The following is a 26,523-nucleotide window of genomic DNA, read 5'->3' as shown; positions in this document are numbered from 1 at the left end:
GGTTGCACCTTTGGGGCTAGTTAAAACTTTCCATTAACCCGCTACGTCGCTCCGTTTTCGTGGTTATCGCCTTTTCCAGTACTCGATCATCGGCATATAAAGACAACTGACTGCGAGCACGTGTGATCGCGGTATAAACCAGTTCGCGCGTCACTACAGCCGTATATTGATTTGGCAGAACCAGAGCCGCATGCTCAAATTCCGAGCCCTGGGATTTATGCACTGTCATCGCATAGGCGGTGTCATGCCCGGGTAAACGACTCGGTTGTACAGACTTGATGGTGCCATCAGGCATCGGGAACCAGACGCGCAGCCCCTCACCTCTATCCAACGCAATACCAATATCCCCGTTGAACAATCCCAGCGAACTGTCGTTACGGGAAATCATTATTGGTCTGCCGTTATACCATCGCGAGACCGTCGGGTTTGGTCGCTCAATCAATCGTTTTTGAACCAGCGCCTGCTCGATGCGGTTATTCAGACCACTAACACCAAACGGGCCATCTCGCAGTGCGCATAACAACTGATAGCGCCCGAAGGCGTCAAGGATCGCGGCGGGTTCTGCATTTTGGCGTATGAGCTCCAGATATGGCCGATATCCTTCCACCGCATCGGCAATCATCAACGCGTAATCTTCAGTCTCACGCAGTGGCTGCTTTGAAATATCGCCAAAGCCTTTGGAAAAGACCTCTTTGGCCTGTTTCACATCGCTGGCGTTGACGGCAAATGCCAATTGCCCGATACCGGACTTGCTATCAAAGCGGTAGCTTTTTTGCAGCAAACAGAGCCCATCGCGCAGCACGCTCGCCAGGCTTCCCTCCCCTGCAGGCAGTGAGTAGCCGGTCAGTCGACTTAACTCCGCCGCTCTTACAGGTGGATAGCCATGTGTAACGTAGTAGCAAATATCCCCCAGTACCGCACCTGCTTCCACGGATGCCAGTTGATCGCGATCCCCGAGGAAAATAACCCGCGCATGTGGCGGCAAGGCGTTAATCAACTTAGCCATCATCGGTAAGTCGACCATTGAGGCTTCATCCACCACCAGCACATCAAGATGCAACGGATTTCCGGCGTGATAACGCAGGCGCTGGCTATTTGGTTGTGCGCCCAATAAACGGTGCAAGGTGCAGGCGTCGTTCGGCAGTGCGGCTTTCTGCGCATCATCCAGCGGCAAACGGCGTAACGCTGAACCCAGTGATTCCGTTAATCGCGCCGCGGCTTTACCCGTCGGAGCCGCCAGTTGAATGCGCAAAGGCGTGGTACTGGTGAGCTGAACCAGGGCTGCGAGCAACTTCGCCACCGTCGTCGTTTTGCCAGTGCCGGGGCCTCCGGAAATCACCGAAATCCGTCGCGTTAGCGCGACAGCAGCCGCCACTTTTTGCCAGTCGGTATCCGCCATCGGTTCAAAAAGCTGATTGAGAACGCTGATAACCTGCGCTTCGTCGAGAGCTATCGCGCAATTTTCCTCACCAAAAAACTGCGCAACCAACAGTTCGTTTTGCCACATCCGATTGAGATACAACCGTTCGCCAATCAGCTTTAACGGCGTGGCACCTTCGTACTCACTCACCGCCTCTGAAGCCTGCAGTACTTCGCGCCAGCCGGACTCTGCTTTGGCCTGCACAAACAACTGTTCCGCCAAATCAGGCTGCCGACCGTCAAAGCAGAATTCGCGCGTTAAACGTGAAAGAGGCAGGCACACATGGCCTTCACCAGCATCATGGCTGACAAGCGCCGCCGCCAGCATCACGGCAGGTTGGTCATCACCGGCAATCATCATGGCGAATTGCGCATCGAGAGATCGCATTAACTTCTGCTCGACCGCTTGCTGTAACAGCTCAGACATTTTCATGGCGCAACCTCATCCTTTTGTTCCGCAACAGTCGTTTTCACCGCAAAAAGTGCATCCATTTGTGCAATTAACTGTTCATCCGGACGCGTGGCAAATATTCCCTGGGACGAGCCGTTAGATTCAACGCCGCGTAAGAACAGGTAGATAACACCGCCGAAGTGAGTCTGGTAGCCATAATCCGCAATGCGATGACGTAAATAGCGGTGCAGCGCCAACGTATATAGCTGATATTGAAGGTCATAACGATGAGATTGCATCGCCATCGCCATGGCTTCCTGGGTGTAAGCGCTGCTGTCTTCGCCTAGCCAGTTCGACTTGTAATCCAGCAGGTAATAACGCCCTTCCCAGCGGAACACCAGGTCGATAAAGCCTTTCAGCATGCCGCGGACTTGTTTGAAGTTTAAAGGCGGGCAACCTGACGATAATGGATCATATTCACGCACCAGCTTGTCCAGTTGCACGGCCTGTAAATCACTCTCAATCGGCAGATAAAACTCCAGCTCGACCTGTTTTTCCTTCGGTGTTAACTGGCTCAGGGACACGCCGGTTTCATTTAATGGTGCCTGCAAAATGGTGTTCAGCCATTCGCTTAATATCGGCTGCCACTCCTCGCCAAAGCCAGGTGCCGCCAGTTGTTCGGCAATCCAGACATCGTTAACTGGCTGCGTAAAATCAATGCCTTCAAATAAGCTATGGAGGAAGGTGCCCGGTCCGGCCCCACGCGGGAAGGTGTGCGGAGTAAGTAATGACTCACTTTGTACGGGAGCCACGCCTGCGGCATCCACATCGAGGCGCGGCAACAAATCCTGTGCGAGGCTGCTGCCGTGCTGTTGCAAACCAGAATAACTGGTCACGCGCCAGTTATCAGCCACCTGGCGTTTCATCACCCGGGCGCTCAGTTGCGGGAGTTCAGCACTCACCGGCTGCCATGGGGTGAAATCATCAGAATGAGCTTCTTTGATATTTATCGACTCGCTCGCCAGCTGCGTTAAGCAAGACTGTAGTCCCGCTGCATCTTTCGCTTCACCTTTTTGCAGCAGATAACCCAATGCCCCGAGATGCAGGTCGCTGGCCCCTTTTTTGGCACGGTTGCCTTTAAATAACGGCGCCACGCCAATACTGCAATGCCAAATAGAACGCGTCAGAGCGACATACAGCAGACGTAAATCTTCCGCCAAACGCTCTTCTTCTGCGAGGCTTAGACTCTCCGCGTCGTCGCTTAAATCCAGCAACGGTGAGTATGTCGAGCGGTCGTGGTATAAGCCGCTGCTTTGCGCACGATAGTTAGCGATGAACGGCAGCCAAACCAGCGGGTATTCGAGCCCTTTTGATTTGTGAATAGTGACCACCTGTACCAGATGCCTGTCACTTTCGAGGCGTAATTGTTGGCTAAACGCGTTGCTGTCAGGTTCGGCAACTTGCTGCGCCAACCATCGGACCAAAGCATGTTCGCTGTCAGTCTGCGACGCTTCTTCTTGTAGCAGTTCACTGATGTGCAGAATATCGGTCAGACGGCGCTCACCACCCGGTGTTGCCAGCAAGTTTTCAGCTATCTGGCGGCGGGCAATAAGTGCTCGCAGCATCGGCATCACACCCCGTCGCAGCCAGGTATTTCGATATTCTGAAAACTCTTCGACCAGTTGATCCCAGGCATTTTCATCTTCGTTAAGTGCTTCAATCATGCGGGCATCAAGACCCAACATACTGGTCGCGACTGCACTGCGCAGTGCGGTTTCAATTTCCGGTGCCAGCACCGCCTGCAAAATCCACAATATTTCTCGCGCTTCCGGCGTGGCAAACACCGAGTCACGGTTTGAAAGATACACGGACGGAATGTTCAGGCTCGCCAGGGCTTCGCGCACAATAGAAGCCTCACCACGGCTGCGCACCAGAATGGTAATGTCAGACGACTTTACCGGCCGCGATGTTTCGCCTTTCCACAGTAAAGCGTCGCCGCGCTGTCCGGCACTCAACCAGTCGCGAATCTGCTGTGCGCACTGCATGGCCATAGTTTGTTGGTAATCACTCACTCCACAACCATCGCCCGACTGTGTCCAGAATGTCATCGCCGCCTGACTTTTACCTTTAAAGGTAAAACGCAGGCCGTTATTTTTTGCCGCAGCTTTCACTGCTAAGAAAGGAATTTGCTGGAATAAGAATGGATTATCCAGTTGCTGGAACAGCGTATTGACGCTGCTTATCATCCCTGGAGATGATCGCCAGTTGGTATCCAACGTGTAGTGGGCACTTACCTCATGACGCGCTTTCATATAGGTAAAAATATCCGCGCCACGGAATGCGTAAATCGCCTGTTTTGGGTCACCGATAAGCAACAGCGCGGTGTCAGGCTGATTGATATATAAACGTCTGAAAATTCGATATTGCTGCGGATCGGTGTCCTGGAATTCATCAATCATCGCCGCTGGGAAACGGCCACGAATGGCAGCAGCTAGCGCATCACCACCGGGTTTATGCAGCGCTTCATCCAGACGAGTCAGCATATCGTCGAAACCCAGTTCGCCACGACGACGTTTTTCCTGCTGCACGGTGTAGCGGATTTCAGCCATTGCGCGGGCGATAACCAAATCACGCAGCGTTAGCGGTTCGCTCAGAAGCGCATTAATCGCTCTGAAAACAGGGTGTTGCGGCGGTTGACCTTCTTTGGTTTTCTCATCTAACATCGATTGAGAGAAACGCTCGAGCTGCTCTGGCAATTTATAAGTCGTGGTTTCTGTTTGCGCCCAGGTACCGACAATATTCAGCCAGTTAGGTAAGTTTTTACTGCTATAACTCCGGCGGTCAATTTTGGCCTCACTGAGAATTTGCGCAATATCATCCGCACAGGCACACCACTGCGTTTTCACATCCTCAATGGCTGTAATGATCTTTTGATGGCGAGCGAGCAGCGTTTCATCATCTGCAGGCGGTTGCTTCAGGACCGGCTGCTCACCCTGCAGCCAGCTGTTTATATCCCTGAGCAATTCTTCCGGCCCTGCCCATTGCTCGGCCATCACTTGCGCTATCGGCTTCGGCAGAGGGTAACAATGGCGGCGCCAGAAATCGGCACAAGCATGGCGGCGTAACAGCGATTCATCTTCTATAAGCTGTTGTTCAAACAGCATGCCCGATTCAAAAGCGTTCAGGCTGAGCATTCTTTGGCAAAAGCCATGGATGGTAAAAATAGCCGCATCATCCATTTGCTGTTCTGCAAGGCGCAAAATGCGGGCTGCCTGGTGAAGATCGGGGATCTCCGCCAACAAGCTTTGGAACAGGGGATTTTCAGTTCGGTTGCGAACGCAGGCAATGCGCAATTCATGAATGTTGGCACGAATGCGGCCACGCAGTTCTTCGGTCGCTGCCTGAGTAAAAGTTACGACCAGTAATTCTTCAACGGAGAGCGGGCGAGGATGAGCATTTTCACCTCCCAGCCCAAGCAGCAAGCGTAAATAAAGTGCTGCGATGGTGAATGTCTTTCCGGTACCGGCAGAGGCTTCAATCAGCCTCTCCCCTGTCAAAGGTAAACTTAGGGGGTCAAGAGGCTGCGTAGTTCCGGTCATTTTTTACCCTTTGTCTTTCAAGTTGCAGGTGCGTTGGCTGCTCTCGCTCACCCGAATCACTTACCTGTGTAAGCTCATCGGGATTCCCTCGTTTGCCGCCTTCCTGCAACTTGAAATCCGCCATATCCTTGTTGCAGGTTTGTTGGCTGCTGTCATTCGCCCGAATCACTTACCTGTGTAAGCTCATCGGGATTCCCTCGTTTGCCGCCTTCCTGCAACTCGAGATCCATTGGCTATAAATCAGTTATATCCCGGTTGCAGGTGTACTGGCGCTATCACTTTGAATCTACGAGCGGCAACGATTGTTGCAGACCGCTGACTTCCTTCCAGGTTTTCCACCCATCTGGCGCGGCGTAGTCAACCTTGCCATTGTTGCTACCAGAAACCTGCGACAGAACGGCCATTCCTTGCGGTTCAATCACAGCCTGATGGAAGAAATCAGCCAGTTTTTGCGGCGTCAGCTTTTTAATTTCGGCAACGACTTTAGCACGTGAATCAAAGTCCAGGTTTCCGCGATCGAAATCTTTGCTCAGCTGCGAAGCTTCCTGGGACAAGGTTTGTGGCGCCTGCATAATTTCACTGATCATCCCCTGCTGCATTTGTGCAAAATCTTCTGCACTCATGCTACGAAGCTTTTGCTCAGCCGTCGGGTAGAACGCCTTAAAGCGTTCATACAGATAGGCCGGTTGTTTATCGTTGCTTTGCAGCAAGAAACCAATCCCCCACTGACGCCCAACCGACATCGGGAAGGCAAATACCGCATAACCCAGTTGCTCTTGAGTACGTAACTGGTTGTAGAACCACGGCTGGATAATTTGCCCTAACATTGAGCTGTAAGCGGTACTCACGGTTTCATCAAAACCTTTCGGCACATAAACCGCTGCCAGGGCTGAGTCCGTACTGCTGCCGGTTTTTTCGAACATCGCTAACTGTTGTTTATCAACCAGAACATCTTTATTACGGCACCATTCATTGCCCTGTGTACCAAGCTGGCTTTGTACATTATGCGCCAGATCTTTTGCCTGCTGAGGAGACATATTACCCAGCACCAAAAACTCAGGTTTAGCATTGTTTTTTAACACGTCACGGTAACTCAGCACATCTTGTAAGGTCAGTTCTGGCAATAGCGCACGGCGTAATTCGCGTTGGAAATAAGGCACCTGTGACACCATTTGCACAGGCATAATCGCCTGATCGTAAGCTTTGCCTTTGTCTGCCGAATCCATCATTTGGGCATACCATGACTTCGCCTGATCCAGTTGTTCCTGGGTCGGTGTATAGGAGAAGTAGCCCTTCAACAACGCTTCAAACAACTGCGGCAAACGTTGAGTGTAACCATTGGCATTTACCATCAAACCACTGTTCGCATTGGTGGAGAAACCAATTCCTCCGACAGAAGCCTGATTGCTTAACTCATCCAGCGCAATACCCGCCAGATAGTCATTCAGAGCAAATAACACCTGATTTTTCGCACTGTCCATCGCCTGCGGATTACGCAGCACCATGGTCACATCGGCCTTAGGTTCGCTGGCAAAATAGTGGCTAGGCATATACAGCACGCGTAAACCCGGCTCTTTGACCAATAGCTCAGGATGAGCATAGCTTTTCTCTGGTTTAACCAACGTAAAGTCGTCAGGAATGTACGGGTTCAACTGAGGCAATTCCAGCTTTATAGCCGCTGCTTTTTGCTGCCAGTCACTGAATATCTGCGGGGTAATTTTATCTACCTGATAAGGCGCATCAACAAAATATGCCGTTTTGTTATGTGGCTCTTTCGGGCTGATATACCAAATGCGGGCATTTTGCGGCGTCATCATATCCAGTCGAGCTTTGATAGCTGCCGGATCGTATTGATCAGCAATATTTACTGAGTCCAAAGTATGTTCGACCGGCACACGCAGCATGGTATCGGCTAACCATTCAACGTAATCCATATTGCGGGTAATGGACGGATAACGGAAGTCGAGATCCAGCACATGGGCGAGCTCATCGAAGTAACTTTTATCGACCCCATTTTCACGCAATTTATTCAAATAACTGAAGATAGCCGCTACGACTTCGTCACGATGAGCGAGGCCTTTATCAGTCAATGACACGGAAATGGCGAACACGCCGCTATTACCATTAACCAGGGGATCGGAGTCAGCTCGAATGCTGTCAGCAAGGCCTTGTTTTTGTAACCAGTCAGAAAGGGTGTCGTTGCTACGATTGCCAATCAAATAGCCAATCAACTCATCCGTTTTACTGCGAAATTTATCGCTATTGTTATCAATACGGAATTCAACACGCACCACTTTGCGCGGCAATGCAGGCACGTAGTGAATCACGATGCCTTTTTGCGCGTCAGTCACCACGGGCACGTCAATGGTCGGCTTTTCGATATTTTTATTCGGCACCCGGCCATAAGTTTCCACTGCAATTTTTGCCAGTTCAGGCAAAGGTTTATTGCTGTAGATCACCGCTTTCATCAGGTTTGCGGAATAGAACTTATCACGGAAAGCCACCAGCGAATCCAACAGCTTGCTGCCCGGTTTGTCGCGCAGAGTTTCCAGGTTACCACCCGAAAAACGTGAGCCAGGGTGCGCTGGGTTGATTGTTTCTGCACTGACCTGCGCCATACGCATACCGTCACGGGCGCGGGCTAAGGTCAGCTCCGCATTGACTGCATTGCGTTCACGTTCGGCATATTCAGGGGCGAGATTGGGCTCAGCGATAGCATCAGACAAACGGTCAACCGAGCCTTCCAGTGCATCGTTTTCCACTTCAAGGTAGAACGCGGTGCGGTAGGTTGCAGTGCTCGCGTTATGGCTCCCGCCATGCTTTTTGAGAAACTCCGACAGGCTATCCGGTTCAGGATATTTTTTAGAACCCATCAGCGTCATATGTTCAAGGTAGTGAGCCAGGCCAAGATGGTCGTCCGGATCTTCTAACGATCCAACCGGAACCACTAATGCAGACAATGACTTAACAGCTTGCGGGTCAGAAACCAACAAGACAGTCATACCATTATCTAAACGAACGGCCTGATACTGACGATTGTCTTTATCACTTTTACGGATAGTTTCCTGGATGGGTTGCCAACCCGTGTCTGCCTGACTTAATGGTGCCCAAAGAGCGGCTAACAAGAAAAGCGGTTTCAACCAGGTGCTGCATTTAGGCATTCACGAACCTCATAATCACGAAACTCCTATACCGACAGGACTTCAAGTTGCAGAACTTGCTGTAATTTGAAGCACTAAGGGTATAACTCACTCATCATTAACAACTTTCAAACAAATTTGTTATTTTTATTGATGCTTTTTTCGCCAATCCTGAGCAAGTTGCGCATCATAGATGAACCTACCGGATTGTGCAATTTTTATACTATTTTTTAAGCTTTATTGAACCGAAATATTGGCAACAAGTAACGCTCAGCCTCGGTGATGATGGCCTCGTAGTAGTCAGGTTCCAGTGTTCGATACAGGCGTTGTAGCCACATATCAGCCCCTTCACCTTCGACTCTTTGATTCCCTTCCCAGGCAGCCAATAATTTACTTTTGGCTTTCAGTTGCGTTTGTTCATCCCATAAAATGGCATCATTCGCCGGTTCGTAACAGGCTTTTATCCACGCCCCCCCACTTATTGGGAGGAGGAGAAGAGGCTGCACTAATCCTTTGCGATAACCATCAATAAGTTGCTGGAGATAGTTTTTTGCCTGATCTGCACTAAGCGATGGGAATTTCCACTCGGTAGAATCCCGTCCGTACAGACGACTTTCACCGCTTCCGCCCATCGCACACCAAACCACATGTTCAATCCACAACTGCAAACCATGTGCAGGGTTAAGAATTGAAGGCCGCCAGCGCAGCAGGCCATCTTGCTGCACATCCGACAACCACCCTTCCAGACTGGTTCCGTCGATGAGCAACGACACTTCCTGGCTATTGCCATTTTGTCGCTCGGTTCTCACTTTTTGTGCCAGCTCTTCCATTTCTGTTAACTGGCTTTCCCATAAAATTTCACCGAAAGCGCCATATGGCAGGACACCTGCCGCCCGATAACGGCGAAAAAGCTGCTGTGTATCGCCTTCCTGAACCAGGGTATTCAATAATTCCTGATTCATCTGGAAACGCTCCAGGCTATCCAATGTGAAAGGCTCAGCATCAGGGAGATCGATTTCTTCAAGACGGAAATTGATGCCCAGACGCATCTGGAAAAAGGCACGAACAGGATGTCGCCAGAAGCGTTGCAGCTGATCCAATGTAATGACGTCGTGCTCAACTTCCTGCAAGGGTTGAATAAATGGCACCTGCGGGCTCCCTTGCTCGCTGGCAGCTGGCAGCCATTCCCTTGCATAACTTTGTGTCGTGACACCGGGGATGAAATTCCCCGACTCAAATGGGGTGCGGTTATGCTGCTGAACCAGATATTTTTTCACGCGCTCGCTGCTGTCATCACACGTTTGTTCTAAGTCCTGCGGCAGACAATGGCTTTGTGCGATGTAATCCAGGAGTTCCTCAACCAATACAGAAGGATAGCGCTGGCTGTTGTCCTGAATAGAACGCCCGATATAACTGATATAGAAGCGCATTTGTGCTGAGTTAAGCGCCTCAAGGAACAAGTAGCGGTCGTCATCGCGACGGCTACGGTCACCACGCTGAGGTTTCTGACTCATTAAATCAAACCCAAGCGGCGCCAAAGCGCGTGGGTACACGCCATCATTCATACCCAGCAAGCAAACCACTTTGAAGGGAATAGAACGCATCGGCATCAGGGTGCAGAAATTGATCGGCCCAGCGAGGAAACGTTGGCTGATACGCTCTTGATCCAGCCGCTGCGCCAGGTCGTCACGTAATAAAATTAAGGAGATATTCTCCTCGTAATGCGATTCAAGACCATATTTGATGATCTCTTGCCACTGCTGTTCAATCAGCGCCAACGCACCTTCTGTTTCCGTATCAGGCAGGAAGAAGCTCGCTAACATGTCACGGCAAACGGTGGTCCAATCCGCCAGCGGGCGCGCTACCGAAAGCTCGTGGCGCCACTTATTCAACTGCATTAACAGCTCGGCCAGTTGCCCTACGAGCTCAGCAATTAAGCCACTAGACTCATCATAAGGAAGGATTGACTGCCACTCTCCTGCCTGGCTATCCATTGCGTAGCCCAATAACATACGCGTTAAACCAAAGCGCCAGGTATGCTGCCCTGTCGCCGGAAGGTCCAGTTCACGTACGTTGTCGTCATCAATGCCCCAACGGATCCCTGATTCATTTACCCACGTACGTAGATAGCGCAGCCCTTCTTCATTAATTGAGAAGCGGGCCGCCAGTGCGGGAACCTCAAGTAAAGCAAGCACATCCTGCGCAGCAAAGCGGCTATCAGGTAGTGAAAGTAAGGAGATAAATGCTTGTAAAGCCGGGTGCGCTTGCCTTGCCCGTCGGTCAGAGATCGCAAACGGTAAGCGCCGTTCGCCGACGGCATTGCCGAATACGGCCTGGATAAACGGACTGTAGCTGTCGATATCGGCCACCATCACGATGATGTCGCGCGGCGTAAGGGTGGGATCTGCATCCAACATCGCCAACAACTGATCATGCAGCACTTCTACTTCGCGTTGAGGGCTATGGCACTCATGGAAGGTGACGGAATAATCTTCCGGTGAAAGAACGCGTTTATTATGGCTGTGTTCAAACTCTTCCAGGGTAAGCCCCGTAATCGCATTGTTTTGTAGTTCCAGCAAATCGTACTGTAAATTGCGCAGTAAATTATTGGGTTCGATATCAACGAAAACGTCAATCTCTTCAAAATGTTGCAGTTCGGCTAACAAGTACGTGTAGTCACGTCCTAATTTTCCCCACGACGCCAGCAAAGGATTGCCAATATCCTGTTCACCGTCGTCGTTGAACAGTGCAGAAGCAGTATTACTGTCTTTAAATAACGGAAGCGTTATGTCTTCCTGAGTGTGTTTACGTCTGCTGCGGCTGATTAACCGGGCAAGGTAAGCCGGATCTTTAATATCCCCCCAGTAATACCGGCAAGGGTTGGTAAACAGTAAGTGCACATCAATGTGTTTACCTAATGCTTGCAGTGCCTGAAGGTAAACCGGTGGTAGCGCAGAAATCCCACAAATAAAGACGCGGGAAGGCAAACCAGGCGGGCAATCATTGCTTGATTCAAGGGTTTTAATGAAACGCTGGTAGAGATTTGCGCGGTGCCATTCTGGCTGCCCAAGTTCTTGCGTATGGCGGACCAACGCAGCCCATAGCGGAGCCTGCCACAATTGGGCTTCGCCCACATTGTCGACAATTTCACCCTTTTCCCAGCGGCTTAGCCACTCTGGGCGATAAACTAAATATTGGTCATAAAGGTCAGCAATTCTTGAAGCGAGCTGAGAAAGTTTTCGGCCATTTTCATCTTCATCAAGATACTGCTTAAGCAGTGCAAACTCTGGCTGTTCCAACATTGTCGGGATGAGCGTCATTAACTTCCAGCTCATGCTTTGCTTATTGAAAGCACTCTGCTCCGGGATATTCGGCAACACGCGCACAAACATATCCCATATAAAGCTCGCCGGAAGCGGGAAACTAATATTGGCCGCGATACCGAATTTTTGCGCCAGCGTCATTTGTAGCCACTGCGCCATACCGGTACTTTGCACCAATATCACTTCGGGCTCGAAAGGATCCGATAAAGGTTGCTGTTCCACAATAAATTCCATAATTGCTTCCAGCACATCCAGCTGGTTGGAATGGTAAACACGCAACATAGAATCGCTACTCCTGACTTTTCTCTTTTTGCAGACAATGTAACCGTGACAGTTGCCCAGTTCGCCCTGCCGGACTCTTAATCGTAACATTGATGCTGACACATCCAGCCGCCGATGTCTGCTGCCGACTGACTTTCCATTCATCAGCCGGTAAGGGTGATTCTGGCTCACTCATTTCCAACGCGAGTCGCCAAAGTTGCCGAAATTGCCACTGTGACTGAAAGCCTTGCTGTAAAACGCGGTGATAGCCCAGCAAAGCCAGCATCACCACCGAAAACAATGCCATCGCACACAGCACTTCAACCAGGCTAAACCCGCGCTGAAATGATTTCATTGGGGAAGCTGACATTTTTCCACCTCATGAAAAGGGCAGAAATCCAGCCAGCCATGGGAGGTTGATAGCCACTGGGAGTGGTCCAGTGTTCCCCATTGCCAAAGAATCATCGGCATTTTTTGCCCTGTTACAATCGCGAACGCTGCCATCACGGCGTCATTTTTTTCAACCACTCGCACACAACTTTTCCAGCCCTTTCCGGTCTGCTGCTGGCATTGCCAGGACTGCTGAGATTGCCACGTTAACTGGCTTCCCCAGGATTGAGCAGAAACAGCACTGGCATATTGTTTAAGGAAATCGACTTCGCTGGCGACCAGGAATCGTTGGTGGCTTAACTGCTGTTGTAAACCACTCAGCATTAACATGCCCATTGCGAATAACAACAGTACAAACCCCAGGGTGATATTGCCCCGTTCAGATTGCCTGCTCACAGGTTATATCCCACGACAGTGTGGCGCAGTGACACTGGGTTTTGACCATTTTTAGAGACTGCGGCAAGGTCAATAATCAACAAGGGAGACATGGACTGGCGAGCCAAACGGGTAACCTTAAATTGCTGTATAACCAGCGTTGTTGGGTCGGATAATTTTTCCCATCCGCCGCCTGCGCAATGGCTCGCTCCACGTGAAGCTTCCAGATCGGTACCGTTAAGTCGAAATCCTGTCTGCTCAGTTTGCGCATGGCTTGTGGGTTCCCAACGCCCGTTGCTATTGCTGTCCCATTGCAACAACACACATTTTCCCCCTTCGCTCAAGACTAGCCCCTGCCCTGAGCAAGTTCCGTGGCAATAGCCTGCACGCTGCAACTGCTTCCCCAAACTGAATGCTAATTGCCATAGCGATTCTTGTATTATCTCTTTCTGATACTGCTGCAATACCGCGCGCTGAAGTACCGGAAATAATCGACCAGCCCCCAATAGCACAATGCTACTTAATGCCATCGCGATAAGCGTTTCAAGTAAAGTAAACCCCTGCTGGTTTAGCTGCATTTGTTACTCCCGATAACCTCACAAACTCGAATTCGCCCTTGGGCTGATAGCACCACGCGCCATTTTCCTGCCGCACTTTGCAATGTGATATGGCCCGGCCAGGCGGTATTTCTCAGGCCATAAAATCCAAGGCCTGCCGTAACTTCGCCAATATCGACATCCGCAAATGGTTGAAGCATCCTCCAGCGTCCTTCAGACAAACACTGGTTTGCATCAATTAGCTTGCTGGACAGGCACCACTTCTTACCTGTGCGATTGACCGTGAGCAAATGGTCGCGATTATGCCAGTTGGCATCGCTGCGCAACTGTTCGAGCAAATGACGAATCTGTTGAGTGGTAATCGACATGCGCTGCTGTTGCTGCCATTGCTGCCAGCCATAAACACCGCCCGCGCTAAGCATGGCGACAATAACCATCACCACCATCATTTCTATCAAGCTGAATCCATGCTGTTTCGTTTTCATGGCAGCAGTGTGCCAGCCATCCAATTCTTCGCTACTGAAGAAGGCTGGGTTTTCGGGATGTCTCGAAGGAAAGTTTTGCTGTTGCTATGCGTTTCAGAAGTGCTGGAAGGAGGCTCGCAATAGCTTTACGCGGGCAAAAAAAACCGGCGCACAAATGGCACCGGTTATGGCAGGCTGTCAGCCGTTAGATAGCGACAGGGGCTTTGATCGCCGGATGAGGATCGTAGCCTTCAATTTCGAAATCTTCGAAACGATAGTCAAACAGCGATTCAGGTTTACGTTTGATGACCAGTTTTGGCAGAGCACGCGGTTCACGGGTTAACTGCAAACGCGTTTGCTCCAGGTGATTGCTGTACAAATGGGTATCGCCACCTGTCCAGACAAAGTCACCCACTTCGAGGGAGCATTGCTGCGCCATCATATGCACCAACAATGCGTAGCTAGCGATATTAAATGGCAGGCCCAGGAAGATGTCGCATGAACGCTGGTAAAGCTGGCAAGAAAGCTTGCCGTCAGCCACGTAGAACTGGAAGAACGCATGGCATGGAGCCAATGCCATTTTATCCAGTTCACCCACATTCCACGCTGAAACAATGATGCGGCGTGAATCTGGGTCGTTTTTAAGCTGGTTAATCACAGTGGTTAACTGGTCAATGTGACGGCCATCAGGGGTTGCCCATGATCGCCACTGTTTACCATAAACAGGGCCAAGATCACCATTTTCGTCTGCCCACTCGTCCCAAATTGAGACGTTGTTTTCATGCAGATAGGCGACATTGGTATCCCCTTTCAGGAACCACAGCAGTTCATGAATGATGGAACGTAAATGACAGCGTTTAGTGGTAACCAGAGGGAAACCATCTTGCAGATTAAAGCGCATCTGATGACCGAAAATCGACAGCGTACCCGTGCCGGTACGGTCATCTTTTGGTGTGCCGTTTTCCAACACATGTTTCATCAAATCAAGATATTGTTGCATGTTTCCTCACGAAAGCTGTTGCTGTGGACGACGACGATACGCCCAAACCATCATTATCACACCGGCCACAATCATCGGAATCGAGAGGATTTGCCCCATGCTGATGTACTGTACCCATGCACCGGTAAATTGAGCATCTGGCTGGCGGAAGAATTCAACGATGATACGGAATGCACCGTAGCCAATCAGGAACAGGCCGGACACCGCACCCATCGGACGTGGCTTACGAATATACAGATTCAGGATGATGAACAGTACGATACCTTCCAGCACCATTTCGTAAAGCTGAGAAGGATGACGTGGCAAGACACCGTAAGTATTAAACAACGACTGCCATTCAGGGTGCGTTGCCAACAGGCCGATATCTTCGCTGCGCGAACCAGGGAACAGCATCGCCCAACGGAAGTCAGGATCAACGCGACCCCACAGCTCACCATTGATGAAGTTACCAAGACGACCGGCGCCCAGGCCAAATGGAATCAGCGGGGCAATAAAATCAGCAACCTGGAAGAAGGAGCGACGAGTTCGACGTGCGAACCAAATCATCACGCAGATAACGCCGACCAGACCGCCGTGGAAGGACATACCGCCATCCCAGACTTTAAACAGGTACAGTGGATCCGCAAGGAAAGAAGGCAGGTTGTAGAAGAATACGTAACCAAGACGCCCACCGAGGAATACCCCGAGGAAGCCGGCATACAACAGGTTTTCAACTTCGTCTTTCGTCCAACCGCTGCCTGGTTTATTGGCACGACGACCGGCAAGCCACATGGCAAACACGAAACCGACCAGGTACATCACTCCGTACCAGTGCAAAGAGACTGGCCCAATGGAAAAAATCACCGGGTCAAATTCAGGGAAATGCAGATAGCCACTATTCATCTGTCACCACAAACCATTGTTACCCCACCGAAAGTCGACGATGGGTTGCAAGTACGCATCTGTGCAGATGCGCTCCGAAAGCAGCGGATCATAGCATAAAGGGCAGCAGGGTTAAGTCGCGGAAGTTGTAAAAGATATGTAATACCCTTCATTCTTCAAGCTGCAGCTGTGCTGACTGCAACTCGAATGATTTGGGAATGAGAAAAATGAACTAAATTGCTAATGAACGGCTTAACGTCCGCCGCGAATCAACCCACCCATGCCACGCCGTTCCATGAAGGAGGCGACTTGATGGCGCACTTCTGTCGCCAACTGGGCCTCAAGGCTACGCCTGGCCAGCAATTGAACCTCTTCCAGACTAATGTGGCGCAGCAAATATTTAACACGCGCCACAGAACGGCCGTTCATCGACAAATGGCGATAGCCCATGCCAACCAGCAGCGCAACACACATTGGGTCGCCCGCCATTTCACCGCAAAGGCACAGGTCGATACCGTTACGTTCAGCCTCTCTGGCGATATGATTTAATGCACGCAGCATCGCCGGGTGCAGGCTGTCATAGAGGCTCGCGACACGCGTGTTGTTACGATCGACCGCCAGTAAATACTGCGTCAGGTCATTCGTGCCGACAGAGATAAAGTCAACGCGGCTGGCAAGATGTCCCAGCATGAACACCATGGATGGGACTTCAACCATGATGCCAATTCGTAGTTTGGGTAATTCGTAGCCGAGAACTTCTTCTACTTCGCGCCCGGCACGGTCAATCAGCCGACGTGCTTCATCTATCTCGTCGATACTGGTGATCATCGGCAACAAAATGCTCAGGTTGCCAGTGGCGGCATTGGCACGCAGCATAGCTCGCACCTGAACCAGGAAAATCTCGGGTTGGTCAAGCGTGATACGGATACCGCGCCAGCCAAGACACGGGTTTTCCTCACTGATTGGCATGTACGGCAGTTGTTTATCCGCGCCAACATCCAGCGTTCGCAGCGTGACGGGCTTGTCGTTAAACATCTGCAACATGCCCTGGTACTGGGCGACCTGCTCTTCCTCAGACGGGAAACCACTTTGCAGCATGAACGGGATTTCGGTGCGATACAGACCAATGCCATCGATGCGGCTGCCAAGCAGTTGTTCATGCTCAGGGCTCAGACCGGCATTAAGCATGACCTGCACACGCTCACCGCTTTTTAACGCAGCAGGGCTATCAACGTCGTCCTCGACCAGGCGGCTAAGTTCGTTCTCTTCGGTAATGAGCCGCTGGTATTCCTGCAACAGCACCGTTTCCGGATCTACCAGCAATTCACCGCGGTAGCCATCAACAACCAAGGTACGGCGATGCAGTACCGAAGGCTGGATATCCGCGCCCATGACCGTTGGGATGCCCAGTGCACGCACCATGATTGCGGCGTGCGAGTTTGCAGCACCATCGCGCACCACGACGCCAACCAGGCGGTTTTGCGGAAGCTCAGCAAGGGTCGTTGCGGACAACTCATCAGCCACCAACACAAAGCGCTCAGGCCAGGTGTTCGGGCTCTGAATGTTGTCATCGAGATGGAATAACAGACGTTGGCCGAGGGTACGAAGATCACCTGCGCGTTCTTTAAGATAACCGTCAGTCAGGCTTGCGAATTGCTCCGCAAACTTTTCGATAACTTTTTTAACCGCCCATTCCGCTACCGAGCCTTTATCCACTTCCTGGAATAATTCGCGACGCAGACGAGCATCGGTTAACAGGTGCGAATAGAGATCAAAGATAGCCGCCGTTTCTTTCTGGGCGCCCGCTGCAAAGCGTTTGCTATAACGGCGAAACTCGTTGGATGCTTCTTCAAGTGCCGCGGTCAGACGCTCTCGCTCAAGCGTGGTATCGAGTGTCGAAGCTTCAGACACTTGCTCCATCAACGGGAGCGTTGAGTCCATCCAGCCTTCAGCAATCGCAACGCCAGGAGACGCTGGTAATGCCCGGATACGTGTCTGGCGGTACTGGCCAAATAAGGCGGCTAACTGTGATTGAGAGAGAATGGCTGCCATTTGTGTGGCGAGCGTGACGAGGAAGGACTCCTCGCTTTCATCATATTGCCGGTGCTCACGTTGTTGCACCACCAGCACACCCAGCAATTGACGTCGCTGGATGATCGGTACCCCAAGGAAGGCTCGAAAACGTTCTTCTTTTACTGCCGGAACATATTTAAAGCTGGGATGCTTTTGTGCATCAGCGAGGTTTATCGGCTCTGCAAGACGACCGACTAACCCGACAATGCCTTCATCAAATGCGAGTGTGACTGTGCGACCACGCGGTTTTTTAAGGCCGCGCGTCGCCATCAGGTAAAAGCAGCGTCGGTCATGATCTGCGAGATAAACCGAGCATACCTCGGTGTCCATCGCAAGGCAGATATCTGTAACCAGAATATCCAGCGCCTCATTGAGGCGCGGAGCACTGGCAACCTTCTCGACTATTTCTCGCAAACGGGTGAGCATTTTTGCGTGACTTAACCTCTTTTACGTCGCCAAGCAGGCGCGTTATTACGTGGTGGCGTAACTTCCTGCAGCGGCATTACGACGCTTGCAAACTCTTTCATCACCCGACGATAAACATCGCGTTTAAAGGAGACGACCTGGCGAACCGGATACCAGTAGCTAACCCAGCGCCAGCCATCAAACTCTGGGGTACTGCTGGTTTGCATATTGATATCGTTATCGCTGGTTATCAACTGCAAGAGAAACCATTTTTGTTTCTGGCCGATACAAACCGGCTTTGTGTCCCAACGCACCAAACGTTTAGGTAACTTGTAACGTAACCAGTTTCGGGTCGAGGCGAGTATTCGGACATCTTTTCGCTGTAAACCCACTTCCTCGAAAAGCTCCCGGTACATTGCCTGTTCCGGGGATTCGCCAGGATTGATGCCACCTTGCGGAAACTGCCAGGAATGTTGACCAAAACGCCTGGCCCACATCACTTGACCCTGCCGATTACAGATTACGATACCAACATTCGGGCGGTAGCCATCATCATCGATCACCGGACTACCTCAAAACAAACTTAGATTAGGGCGATTGTTTCATACAAGCGCTAGACGGTAAACCACTGTGTAACGGTTGCCAGAAGGAATAACAATTGAATAACTCACAAAATATGACCGAGTTATAAACATCAGGCCGTTTGGACCGGTGAGTTTATTCACTTTTTCTGTGGATATAACTGTGAAGAACTACCTAATACACTCGGGACAACTTAGGATAACTCTAAAACTGCTAAACGACTCAAAAATAAAATGCTCAACATTTTCAAAGATATATTGAGTTATTAAATAGTACATCGCTCAGTAGTGTGATGATCATCACATAGTAAGATCTCTCACTGATGAAAGATCGACCAATGACGTTTTTATCCACAGATTGTGCCAACAAGTTAGTCACAAACTGGTGAAAAAATGGGTTTTACCCCCCAGTCAAGGCTGTAAATCGAACCAGTAGTGAGCTTTTTTACCACTTATCCCATTTTTCTGTGGATAACCCGGTGTAAGATCCTGTTCATTGCCAGTGACCAGAATGGGAAAAGGTTTTGGAAGAATTCAAAAATGATAATTTTTAGCGAAAAAAAGGATTCAAAATCAGTACATTGTCATTCTTATCCCCGACACGCTAAACTATTTCCATCTTGTGGGTAAACCACGTTCATTTTTTAACCGATCAGCAATCAGGCACAATGGAAGCACTTCGCCCTTTACTTACCCCTCCAGAAAACGAACAGATTTTACTGGCTCAAGCCCAGAATCTGGCAGGCTATACGCTAGGCGAATTAGCGGCGTTAGCCAATTTGCCGATCCCAGAAGATCTTAAACGCGACAAAGGTTGGATCGGTGTTTTGCTCGAATTGTGGCTGGGTGCCAGCGCCGGAAGTAAACCCGAGCAAGATTTCGCGGCTTTGGGTATTGAGTTAAAAACGATCCCTGTTGATAGAATGGGCCGCCCACTGGAAACCACTTTTGTCTGTGTCGCCCCGCTTACAGGCAATACGGGTGTGATTTGGGAAACCAGCCATGTGCGTCATAAGTTAAAACGCGTGCTATGGATCCCTGTCGAAGGCGAGCGGCAAATCCCTCTCGCTGAAAGGCATATTGGCTCACCATTATTGTGGGCACCTTCCGAAGAAGAAGAACGGCAACTACGTCTGGACTGGGAAGAGTTGATGGATTTGATTGTGCTGGGACAGGTCGAAAGGATTACTGCCCGTCATGGCGAAGTGTTGCAATTACGTCCGAAAGCCGCCAACAGCAAAGCATTAACCGATGCGATAGGTGCCGATGGTGCGCCAATTCTGACATTGCCGCGCGGTTTCTATCTGAAAAAGAATTTTACAGGTGCTCTGCTGGCTAATCATTTCTCGTTGTAGTTTCATTTAACTTGCACCCGATTCAGGGCTGGCGTTTATAATTGGCGTTTTATAAATTTCAGGCAGGATTTTTTAATGTTGTTTGCATGGATTACCGATCCTAATGCGTGGATGGCGCTGGGCACCCTGACGATTCTGGAAATCGTTCTGGGTATCGACAATATCATTTTTCTCTCATTAGTCGTGGCGAAACTGCCAAAAGCTCAACAGGCCAAAGCACGCCGTCTGGGTCTGGGTGCTGCGATGATTATGCGTCTGGTTCTGCTGGCGTCTATCGCCTGGATGACGCACTTAATTCACCCACTATTTTCCGTAATGGGCCATGATTTCTCAGCGCGCGACCTTATTTTGGCCTTAGGCGGCTTGTTCTTAATTTGGAAAGCCAGCAAAGAGATCCACGAGTCCATTGAAGGCGAAGAAGAAAGCATAAAAACCAATGTTCACTCTTTCTTCGGCGCTATTGTGCAAATCATGCTGCTGGATATTATTTTCAGCCTGGACTCGGTCATTACCGCCGTTGGCCTGTCCGATCATCTGTTTATTATGATGGCAGCCGTTGTGATTGCGGTGATGGTGATGATGTTCGCTGCAAAATCTATTGGTGATTTTGTTGAACGCCACCCTTCGGTGAAAATGCTGGCACTGTCATTCCTGTTGCTGGTCGGCTTTACGCTGATACTGGAAGGCTTCGATGTTCACGTGCCGAAAGGATACATCTACTTTGCGATGTTCTTCTCAATTGCCGTAGAAACATTGAACCTGATCCGCAACAAAAAGAATCCGCTGTAACCCGCACAGGGGAAGTCTTCTCGCTTCCCCTCTGTTTCTTTTAAGAATTTACTGCTTATCATCTTCATCAAGTCGAGTTATTACTAGACTGTATATGTCATTCCACACCACATGAGGCGAATAACGATGAAAAAATGGGCAGTTCTTATTTCCGCTGTCGGTCTGGCATTTGCGGTTTCCGGTTGCAGCAGCGATTACGTGATGGCGACTAAAGATGGCCGTATGATCCTGACCGACGGTAAACCCAAAGTCGATGACGACACTGGTTTAGTCAGCTATCGCGATCAGCAAGGCAACGAGATGCAGATTAATCGCGATGATGTTTCACAAATCATTGAACGTTAAATCCCCATCATCTTTCAAGCTGCAGATGCGTTGGCTGCTCTCACTTACCCAAATCACTTACCAGAGTAAGCTCATTGGGATTCGCTCCTTTGCCGCCTTTCCGCAGCTTGAAATATTTTGGGGATGCGATTATCAGCGCCTCGCTGGCCTGTAACACTTTTTCTTTACATCCCTCTTCCGCTTTTGCTTCCCCTCTGCCATGGTATTAGTCCATTTTTTGTCGGGCCTGTGCCTGGCTGATAAGTCAGAAGAATAAGGAAAGCGGCTATGCAATATCACCGTATCCCCCACAGCTCTCTTGAAATAAGTACGCTAGGGCTGGGAACCATGACGTTTGGTGAGCAAAACAGCGAAGCCGACGCGCATGCACAGCTTGATTACGCCGTCCATCAGGGCGTAAACCTCATTGATGTCGCTGAAATGTACCCTGTCCCGCCACGTCCGGAGACACAAGGGTTAACCGAAACTTATGTCGGCAACTGGCTAAAACAGCGCGGTAATCGCGAGAAGCTGGTTATTGCCACCAAAGTCAGCGGCCCAAGCCGCAATAACGACGCAGGTATTCGCCCGAACCAGATTCTGGATCGCAGAAATATTCGTGATGCGCTGGATGCCAGCCTGAAGCGTCTTCAAACCGACTATATCGATCTCTACCAGGTTCACTGGCCGCAACGCGCCACTAATTGTTTTGGCAAATTGGGTTATACGTGGACGGATAATGCCGTACCGGTCACGCTGCTTGAAACGCTGGAAGCGCTCACTGAGTTCCAGCGTGCCGGTAAAATCCGCTACATCGGTGTTTCCAATGAAACGCCGTGGGGCGTAATGCGTTATCTGCAACTGGCAGAAAAACATGATTTGCCGCGCATCGTCACCATCCAGAACCCGTACAGCCTGGTCAATCGCAGCTATGAAGTGGGTCTGGCAGAAATTACTCAACGCGAGGGCGTGGAATTACTGGCCTATTCCTGCCTGGGGTTCGGTACCTTGACCGGTAAATATCTCAACGGCGCCAAACCTGCTGGTGCGCGCAATACGCTGTTCAGCCGTTTTACGCGCTATAGCGGTGAGCAAACTCAACAGGCAGTCGCCGCTTATGTCGATGTGGCGAAGCGACATAATCTCGATCCTGCACAAATGGCGTTGGCATTTGTTCGTCGTCAGCCCTTTGTTGCCAGCACGCTGTTAGGCGCAACCACGCTTGAGCAGTTGAAAACGAACCTCGAAAGCTTGCATCTGGATTTGAGCGAAGACGTACTTGAAGAACTGGAAGCGGTGAACCGCGTTTATACTTATCCGGCACCTTGATATATCTATCCCCTCTCCGAAAAGAGAGGGGAATTCTGTCTATTTTTGACGTATCTGCCAAATCCACAAGCCGCCAATAGCCAGCGCAAATACCGCCCCAAAACCAATGCCAATGCCGACAATCGGCGCACCGGTTTTAACTGCCAGCGAGTAAAGCCCCAACATCAGCAGCATCGCCGCATTTTCACCGAGGTTCTGCACGGCAATCGCATTCCCCGCACCCACCGAATGTTTACCCCGTTCCTGAAGTAACGCATTGAGTGGAACAACGAAAAAGCCGCCCATGATGCCAATCAGCACCAATAATCCGTAAGACGGGAGCAGTGCGTTTTGCATGGCAAATAACAAGACGCCAATGCCAATCAAAATACCGGCAGGCATACACCGTGCCACGGTTTTGAGCGTCACCAGTTTTGCCGCCGCTCCCGCGCCCACCACAATACCCACCGCAACCATGGCATTCAGATAAGTTGGCGTCGCGTTATCGGTAATTCCCAGTGCCACCGGCACCCACAAAACCAGTAAGAAACGCAACGTCACACCCGCCCCCCAAAACAAACTGGTGCCAACTAACGAGAAGCGAGTTTCACCATTTTGCCAAAGTGTACGGCAAGCGCTGAAGAAACTGCGAGTCATAGGGGTAAAACGCCAGGACTGCCCAGGACGGGCTGGGGCAAGTTTCGGAATGAAAATATTCGCGACAACTGCTCCGGCATATACCAGGACACAGACGCTAAGTGCAGCAATGATATGCCAGTCGGCCAGCACACCACCGGCCATAGATCCCAGCAGAATGGCGGCAATAGTCGATGACTCCATCAGGCCGTTTGCCTTTACCAGACGATCGCCGGTGGTGAGCTCTCCAAGGATCCCATATTTAGCAGGTGAATACGTCGCCGCGCCAATTCCCACCAACGTGTAACCGATAAACGGATTGAGTCCAAAACAGATGACCGCCGCGCCGATGAGTTTCAGGCTGTTGGCAAACATCATTACTCGCCCTTTAGCAAAGCTATCCGCCACCTGGCCGACAAACGGAGCAAATAGGATGTAAGCGCCAACAAACACCATCTGCAGAACAGGCTGGCTCCAGTCGGGATAGAACTGCTGCTTCAGTACCGCCAGTGTGGCAAACAGCAAAGCATTGTCACCAAACGCCGATAAAAACTGCGCACAGGTGACAGCCATCATGCCCCTTGACCAAATGGAGGGATCGTTCACGGCACTATCACGCATTCTCTGTCTCCGGTTGGTCCACCAGCGTTTTTAGGCTGACAAAATCAGGTTTCCCACTGCCTAACACAGGGAGCTGTTTCAGGAAGCGGATGTCTCGAGGTATCGCCAGCTCAGGCACGCCATTGGAGCGAGCATATTGCAGCAGTTTTTCGCGATTGAGTTCGTTATCGGTGGTGTACATCACCAGTGCTTCACCTTTTGCCGCATCAGTTTTGATAACGGTTGCATGCATTTTCTCAGGCGATACCCCCAGCGCGAGTTGCTCGACCATCTCCAGCGAAACCATTTCACCGGCAATTTTGGCAAAGCGTTTGGCGCGCCCCTGAATCACACAAAAACCGTGCTCATCAAATTTGACTATATCCCCGGTGTCATACCAACCCGGCTCCACTTCACCTTGAGCATTTTCAGCACCCGGCGCTTCCAGCACGCCTGGGTTTTCGACACGCAGGTAGCCTTTCATAATATTCGGCCCTTTCAGTTGCAGGCGACCACCATCTTCAATCCCGGGAACCGCCATCAGACGCGCATCCATGGCTGGCAAAATACGCCCGACAGTGCCGACTTTTGCCGCCATCGGGACGTTAATGGAGACCACTGGCGCACATTCCGTCACGCCATAACCTTCCAGAATACGCAGGCCAAATTTATCCTGCCAAAGCTGCTTCGTGCTTTCCTGGAGCTTTTCCGCCCCTGCCACCACGTAGCGCAGACGATAGAAGTCATATGGATTGGCGAAACGAGCATAGTTACCGAGGAAGGTCGAGGTGCCAAACAACACGGTGCAGTTACGGTCATAAACCAGTTCCGGCACAATGCGATAATGCAGCGGGCTTGGATAGAGGAACACTTCGGCGCCGGTGAGCAACGGAGTAAACAGGCCGACCGTCAGACCAAATGAATGGAACAGCGGCAGCGCCGACATAAAGCGGTCGTTGGCGGTGAAGTCCGCGATAGTACGAATTTGCTCGACGTTCGCCAGCAAACTTTTATGGCTGTGCACCACACCTTTTGGATTGCCTTCCGAACCGGATGTAAATAATACCATCGCTGCGTCTTCCGGCTGCTGTTTAACCTGTGCCAGGCGCGGCATCAATAAACGACTGAAAATCCAGAGTTTATCCGCAAGCGTCACCTCGGCTTTTAAATCTTCCAGAAACACCCAGCGCACTTGCGTGAGTTGCTCCGGCAGATGCCATAACTTGCCTTTGTCGAGAAACTGGCGGGAGGTGAAAATGGTTTTGAGTTGCGCGGCGGTGATCGCGCTGGTTAGTCCTTTCACACCTGCGGTGTAGTTCATCATCGCCGGAATGCGTCCGCGCGAAGACGCACCAAAAATTACCGCAGCACTGATGGCCGCATTCGGCAACATCAGGCCAATCGTTTCGCCAGGGGCAGTGTATTTATTCAGAATGCGTCCGACAAACAGTGTTTTGGTCAGCAAACTACGGTAAGTGTCGGGTTTGAAATTAATGTCTTCAACGCAGTTTTTGCGTTCGCCATAACGATACTGCGCGGCGAGTAGTGCCTCAAACAACGTCTCACGGGGACGCACCGCCATACGCGCTTCCATCATAATCTGATGTAGCATTTCTCCGGCCATTTTGCGCCGATCGCGCGCGCGGGGTGCATCCGGCATCGGAACCGAGGTCGGCGGTAGAATATGCAGGCTGATACGAGGGAATAAACGACGTTTCACCAGGCCTTTCAGGCGGCTAAAAAATGTCAGTTCAGCGCCATCAATACGAATCGGAATCACGGTCGCATTTGATTTAGCGGCGACAAATCCCGCCCCTTCATAGATTTTCATCAACGAACCGGTCACCGAGATACGCCCTTCCGGGAAGATAACCACCGGACGGCCCTGCTCAACCAGACGCACCAGATGTTTAATCGACATCGGTTTTGTGGGATCAAGCGGCACAAAATCAATCAGTGATTTCAGCCAACGGATGTACCACTGCTGGCTAATAGAGGAGTAGACCGCGAAAACCGGGCGTACCGGTAAAAATAGCGCTAACAAAATCCCGTCAATAAAGGAAACGTGATTGGGGACGATAAGAACGCGCGATTGGGAGAGAACTTGATGATCGCCATAAAGTCGTACCCTGAACAAAATACGAAATAGCGTACGGAAAAAACCAAATAGCATAGCAACTCCCTTTGTCGTGAGTCAGTGCAGACACTTGAGTGTAGTTGCAGCAGATTACACGAGTCATCGGGATGGTGCGAGAGGGAGACTGGGGCAGAAAAAAGGCAAAAAAAAACCTGCGCATCTGCGCAGGTTGGTGCAAAAGAATTGTACTTAACAACGTACCTTGAATTCTCACCAATCAATACCTCTGGGATTTGAATTGTGACGCACTCTGGGATGGCTCACCAGTGAGAAAAAGCAAGGGAATTAGCGGAAAGTGCAACCAGGTGTTTAAAACCTCTTTTCCTGTTACAGGCTGAGGAATTTTGGGCAAAAAAAACCTGCGCATCCGCGCAGGTTGGTGTAATTCATGTGATCAGCATTAGTTGCTGACATCACCTATCAATACCTCTGGGACTTCAAATGTAGCAGTGGGTTGTGAGTTTTCGCCATCGTGAAATAGCAACAGCGCGATGCAAACTGTAAGCAAAGATTTAGGCTGAAATCTTTAAAAATC

The 26,523-nt window shown here is 50.6% G+C and carries 18 protein-coding genes and 1 pseudogene; 5 read left to right on the top strand and 14 right to left on the bottom strand.

Annotation, left to right across the window (positions count from 1 at the left end):
* Window positions 1-16: 16 nt before the first annotated feature.
* The 12 genes from recD to rppH all read right to left on the bottom strand — a co-directional run bounded on the left by recD (window position 17) and on the right by rppH (window position 18,821).
* A complete protein-coding gene (recD, locus tag WBL83_RS06270; RefSeq protein WP_424588339.1) occupies window positions 17-1,852 on the bottom strand; it encodes an exodeoxyribonuclease V subunit alpha in 1,836 nt (611 codons plus the stop codon).
* Window positions 1,849-5,409, bottom strand: a complete 3,561-nt coding sequence (recB, locus tag WBL83_RS06265) for an exodeoxyribonuclease V subunit beta (RefSeq protein WP_424588338.1) — start codon at window positions 5,407-5,409, stop codon at window positions 1,849-1,851. Before recB ends, recD begins: the two co-directional genes overlap by 4 nt.
* A gap of 275 nt (window positions 5,410-5,684) precedes the next feature.
* A complete protein-coding gene (ptrA, locus tag WBL83_RS06260) occupies window positions 5,685-8,570 on the bottom strand; it encodes a pitrilysin (protein ID WP_424588337.1) in 2,886 nt (961 codons plus the stop codon).
* A gap of 209 nt (window positions 8,571-8,779) precedes the next feature.
* Window positions 8,780-12,154 (bottom strand): exodeoxyribonuclease V subunit gamma, encoded by a 3,375-nt coding sequence (recC, locus tag WBL83_RS06255; RefSeq protein ID WP_424588336.1) that lies wholly within the window; start codon window positions 12,152-12,154, stop codon window positions 8,780-8,782.
* A gap of 7 nt (window positions 12,155-12,161) precedes the next feature.
* Window positions 12,162-12,503, bottom strand: coding sequence for a prepilin-type N-terminal cleavage/methylation domain-containing protein (locus tag WBL83_RS06250; RefSeq protein WP_424588335.1), 342 nt, complete (start codon window positions 12,501-12,503; stop codon window positions 12,162-12,164).
* On the bottom strand, window positions 12,485-12,919 hold the full coding sequence (locus WBL83_RS06245) for a DUF2509 family protein (RefSeq protein ID WP_424588334.1): 435 nt from the start codon (window positions 12,917-12,919) through the stop codon (window positions 12,485-12,487). Before WBL83_RS06245 ends, WBL83_RS06250 begins: the two co-directional genes overlap by 19 nt.
* Window positions 12,916-13,476, bottom strand: coding sequence for a prepilin peptidase-dependent protein (locus WBL83_RS06240; protein ID WP_424588333.1), 561 nt, complete (start codon window positions 13,474-13,476; stop codon window positions 12,916-12,918). The genes WBL83_RS06245 and WBL83_RS06240 overlap by 4 nt, the downstream gene beginning before the upstream one ends.
* Complete coding sequence (locus WBL83_RS06235; protein ID WP_424588332.1) at window positions 13,467-13,940, bottom strand: prepilin peptidase-dependent protein; 474 nt, start codon at window positions 13,938-13,940, stop codon at window positions 13,467-13,469. Before WBL83_RS06235 ends, WBL83_RS06240 begins: the two co-directional genes overlap by 10 nt.
* A gap of 184 nt (window positions 13,941-14,124) precedes the next feature.
* Window positions 14,125-14,919 (bottom strand): thymidylate synthase, encoded by a 795-nt coding sequence (gene thyA / locus WBL83_RS06230; protein WP_424588331.1) that lies wholly within the window; start codon window positions 14,917-14,919, stop codon window positions 14,125-14,127.
* A 6-nt stretch (window positions 14,920-14,925) separates the two neighbouring features.
* A complete protein-coding gene (lgt, locus tag WBL83_RS06225; RefSeq protein WP_424588330.1) occupies window positions 14,926-15,801 on the bottom strand; it encodes a prolipoprotein diacylglyceryl transferase in 876 nt (291 codons plus the stop codon).
* 231 nt (window positions 15,802-16,032) lie between these two features.
* Window positions 16,033-18,279 (bottom strand): phosphoenolpyruvate--protein phosphotransferase, encoded by a 2,247-nt coding sequence (gene ptsP / locus WBL83_RS06220; protein ID WP_424588329.1) that lies wholly within the window; start codon window positions 18,277-18,279, stop codon window positions 16,033-16,035.
* Window positions 18,280-18,290: 11 nt separating this feature from the next.
* Window positions 18,291-18,821 carry an RNA pyrophosphohydrolase gene (gene rppH / locus WBL83_RS06215; RefSeq protein ID WP_120063229.1) on the bottom strand — a complete coding sequence of 177 codons (531 nt, stop codon included), beginning with the start codon at window positions 18,819-18,821 and terminating at the stop codon, window positions 18,291-18,293.
* A gap of 453 nt (window positions 18,822-19,274) precedes the next feature.
* Here rppH and WBL83_RS06210 point away from each other — a divergent pair.
* The 5 genes and pseudogenes from WBL83_RS06210 to WBL83_RS06190 form a co-directional block, all read left to right on the top strand.
* Window positions 19,275-19,370 (top strand): annotated as a pseudogene (locus WBL83_RS06210) (hypothetical protein); the annotation flags it as partial.
* A 137-nt stretch (window positions 19,371-19,507) separates the two neighbouring features.
* Complete coding sequence (gene mutH, locus WBL83_RS06205; protein WP_424588328.1) at window positions 19,508-20,194, top strand: DNA mismatch repair endonuclease MutH; 687 nt, start codon at window positions 19,508-19,510, stop codon at window positions 20,192-20,194.
* Between the two features lie 75 nt (window positions 20,195-20,269).
* On the top strand, window positions 20,270-20,983 hold the full coding sequence (locus WBL83_RS06200; protein WP_424588327.1) for a TerC family protein: 714 nt from the start codon (window positions 20,270-20,272) through the stop codon (window positions 20,981-20,983).
* 126 nt (window positions 20,984-21,109) lie between these two features.
* Window positions 21,110-21,328 carry a YgdI/YgdR family lipoprotein gene (locus tag WBL83_RS06195; RefSeq protein WP_064543789.1) on the top strand — a complete coding sequence of 73 codons (219 nt, stop codon included), beginning with the start codon at window positions 21,110-21,112 and terminating at the stop codon, window positions 21,326-21,328.
* 267 nt (window positions 21,329-21,595) lie between these two features.
* Window positions 21,596-22,636 carry an NADP(H)-dependent aldo-keto reductase gene (locus tag WBL83_RS06190; RefSeq protein ID WP_424588326.1) on the top strand — a complete coding sequence of 347 codons (1,041 nt, stop codon included), beginning with the start codon at window positions 21,596-21,598 and terminating at the stop codon, window positions 22,634-22,636.
* 39 nt (window positions 22,637-22,675) lie between these two features.
* Here WBL83_RS06190 and lplT read toward each other — a convergent pair whose 3' ends face one another.
* Entirely contained in the window at window positions 22,676-23,872 is a 1,197-nt protein-coding gene (gene lplT / locus WBL83_RS06185) for a lysophospholipid transporter LplT (RefSeq protein WP_424588325.1), read from the bottom strand.
* Entirely contained in the window at window positions 23,865-26,024 is a 2,160-nt protein-coding gene (aas, locus tag WBL83_RS06180; protein WP_424588324.1) for a bifunctional acyl-ACP--phospholipid O-acyltransferase/long-chain-fatty-acid--ACP ligase, read from the bottom strand. The genes lplT and aas overlap by 8 nt, the downstream gene beginning before the upstream one ends.
* Between the last annotated feature and the right edge of the window lie 499 nt (window positions 26,025-26,523).

The sequence above is a fragment of the Buttiauxella sp. genome, assembly GCF_049686335.1.
GTDB lineage: Bacteria > Pseudomonadota > Gammaproteobacteria > Enterobacterales > Enterobacteriaceae > Buttiauxella.
The sequence above is the reverse complement of the archived record's forward strand: the minus strand, read 5'-3'. Positions and strand labels throughout refer to the sequence as shown.

What these genes read in the sequence shown, in the direction of transcription:
- lgt (WP_424588330.1), bottom strand. Translation starts at nt 15,801, where the DNA reads ATGAATAGTGGCTATCTGCATTTCCCTGAATTTGACCCGGTGATTTTT.
- WBL83_RS06235 (WP_424588332.1), bottom strand. Translation starts at nt 13,940, where the DNA reads ATGAAAACGAAACAGCATGGATTCAGCTTGATAGAAATGATGGTGGTG.
- WBL83_RS06190 (WP_424588326.1), top strand. Translation starts at nt 21,596, where the DNA reads ATGCAATATCACCGTATCCCCCACAGCTCTCTTGAAATAAGTACGCTA.
- WBL83_RS06200 (WP_424588327.1), top strand. Translation starts at nt 20,270, where the DNA reads ATGTTGTTTGCATGGATTACCGATCCTAATGCGTGGATGGCGCTGGGC.
- aas (WP_424588324.1), bottom strand. Translation starts at nt 26,024, where the DNA reads ATGCTATTTGGTTTTTTCCGTACGCTATTTCGTATTTTGTTCAGGGTA.
- WBL83_RS06240 (WP_424588333.1), bottom strand. Translation starts at nt 13,476, where the DNA reads ATGCAGCTAAACCAGCAGGGGTTTACTTTACTTGAAACGCTTATCGCG.
- thyA (WP_424588331.1), bottom strand. Translation starts at nt 14,919, where the DNA reads ATGCAACAATATCTTGATTTGATGAAACATGTGTTGGAAAACGGCACA.
- lplT (WP_424588325.1), bottom strand. Translation starts at nt 23,872, where the DNA reads ATGCGTGATAGTGCCGTGAACGATCCCTCCATTTGGTCAAGGGGCATG.
- ptsP (WP_424588329.1), bottom strand. Translation starts at nt 18,279, where the DNA reads ATGCTCACCCGTTTGCGAGAAATAGTCGAGAAGGTTGCCAGTGCTCCG.
- recC (WP_424588336.1), bottom strand. Translation starts at nt 12,154, where the DNA reads ATGTTGCGTGTTTACCATTCCAACCAGCTGGATGTGCTGGAAGCAATT.
- mutH (WP_424588328.1), top strand. Translation starts at nt 19,508, where the DNA reads ATGGAAGCACTTCGCCCTTTACTTACCCCTCCAGAAAACGAACAGATT.
- WBL83_RS06250 (WP_424588335.1), bottom strand. Translation starts at nt 12,503, where the DNA reads ATGTCAGCTTCCCCAATGAAATCATTTCAGCGCGGGTTTAGCCTGGTT.
- ptrA (WP_424588337.1), bottom strand. Translation starts at nt 8,570, where the DNA reads ATGCCTAAATGCAGCACCTGGTTGAAACCGCTTTTCTTGTTAGCCGCT.
- WBL83_RS06195 (WP_064543789.1), top strand. Translation starts at nt 21,110, where the DNA reads ATGAAAAAATGGGCAGTTCTTATTTCCGCTGTCGGTCTGGCATTTGCG.
- recD (WP_424588339.1), bottom strand. Translation starts at nt 1,852, where the DNA reads ATGAAAATGTCTGAGCTGTTACAGCAAGCGGTCGAGCAGAAGTTAATG.
- recB (WP_424588338.1), bottom strand. Translation starts at nt 5,409, where the DNA reads ATGACCGGAACTACGCAGCCTCTTGACCCCCTAAGTTTACCTTTGACA.